The organism is Cetobacterium sp. (genome assembly GCF_048470075.1).
In the GTDB taxonomy this organism is placed as follows: domain Bacteria; phylum Fusobacteriota; class Fusobacteriia; order Fusobacteriales; family Fusobacteriaceae; genus Cetobacterium_A.
Genome location: NZ_DBGBQB010000241.1, coordinates 1 through 1,594, shown reverse-complemented (window position 1 = coordinate 1,594; position 1,594 = coordinate 1). Strand labels below are relative to the sequence as shown.

Annotated in this window: 1 protein-coding gene; it reads left to right on the top strand. The window is 28.0% G+C overall.

Annotated elements, in window-relative coordinates; all coding sequences use genetic code 11:
• Positions 1–1,083: 1,083 nt before the first annotated feature.
• On the top strand, positions 1,084–1,380 hold the full coding sequence (locus ACMOUI_RS08485; protein WP_418965291.1) for a hypothetical protein: 297 nt from the start codon (positions 1,084–1,086) through the stop codon (positions 1,378–1,380).
• The last annotated feature ends 214 nt before the right edge of the window (positions 1,381–1,594 follow it).

Genomic DNA, 1,594 nt, shown 5'->3' with positions numbered 1-1,594 from the left:
AACAAGTGGATTTACTTCTGAATTTTTTCTAGCCATAAAAAAACCTCCTCAGTTACTAATTTAATTATACAAATTAATAGCCAAGAAGGTAAAATATATATATTTAATTTTTACAATTTACACTAAATTTGGGAAACTCCCTCGCAAGGAACTGAAAACTAAAAAGATTGCCCCGAGAAAATATAAAAAAGTTCTATAATAGAATTTAACTCTTCGTCTGTTAATATAAATAAATCTATTGACACTCCACACGACTTCAGTCGTGGGATTCTTAAATGATTAAAGGACAGTTCATTTCTGATAGTCTAGTATGACTTTAAGTTTAGGGTATGTCAGCACCCTTCCTAAGACAGAACGTGTAGTTTCTTAGGCACTTAGACTTTTACCATCTAAGTTAGATTTTTGAGCTATATTGTATGCTCCAACTCTATCCCTGTGTGTTTTTATATCCACAAGCACACTTGTATTCTCTCGTATTAATCCTATTATGAGTATGACAAACAGGACACTCTTGAATGGTTTATATCTTTCATTATTCTTGATTCTTTGTCATTGATACGCTTGATAGCATTTAATTTTTTAGCTTTACCAAGTTTCTTACGAAGTTCTTTATATTTTCGTCTAAGATACTTGTTACTTCTACCGTTGCCGAAAAACTTAGTTTTAGTCATCAAAGTAGAACTTGTAAAGGTGGGGCATAGCCCCCTTTTACTCCCTCCCATAAGTTAAATAAAAACTTCCCTATAAAAATGGGTACTTTTTATTTAATTTTTAAAGGAGTTGAAAAGATAAAAAAATTAACAGTAAGACTTGATGAATATGATTACAATTTATTAGTAGAATAACACAAAGTTTTGGAGTGTACTCAAAACCAATTTTTTAGAGAACTTTTAAGAAAAAATTTAACTACAGATATAAAGAATACGACACAACATTAAAGGAGGTTTTTAGAACTCTAAAAATAGCTTCAAATAACCTTAATCAAATAGCTAAAAAAGTCATTATTCTGATGATGTAGAAGCTATAAAAAAGGAGCTTTAACAAAAGGAATTTATTGTTCTAATGATTGGAAGGAAGCTTTTAATGATTTTCAAACTACTAAAGAGTTTTATAATAAAGAAAATGGACGTCAATATCTTCATTTGGGTAACAAATCTTAATTATAACAAAAAATTAATAGTTAGAGAGAGTAAAATTTATGAAAAGCTTATGCAAATAGACAGAGTTCAGAGGGGAAAAGCAAAGTTTTATTTTGATAAAAAAGATAACGCTTTATACATTCAAGACGCAGAAAAAAGAACTGTTCCCCAAAAGTTGGAAGCTGAAACAACTTACTTGATTGGATTTTGGCAAACAATTTGGAATAACTTATTTAAATAATCTTAAATTTGTGGAGGATTTTTATGATAATTGAAGGAGTAATATGTCCTATTTGTAAAGATTTTTTATATCCTATTCAAAAAAAAAGAATTCCAATTTTGCAAATGCAATTCAATTGGAATTGATCATGGAATTTTTATAAACAATATTTTCACTTATTCAAAAATTGTTTTTTAAATAAAAATATTAAATTGGATTTTTCTCAATTGAAAAC

Coding starts and splice junctions, on each gene's coding strand:
- ACMOUI_RS08485 (WP_418965291.1), top strand. CDS start 1,084: ATGATTTTCAAACTACTAAAGAGTTTTATAATAAAGAAAATGGACGTC.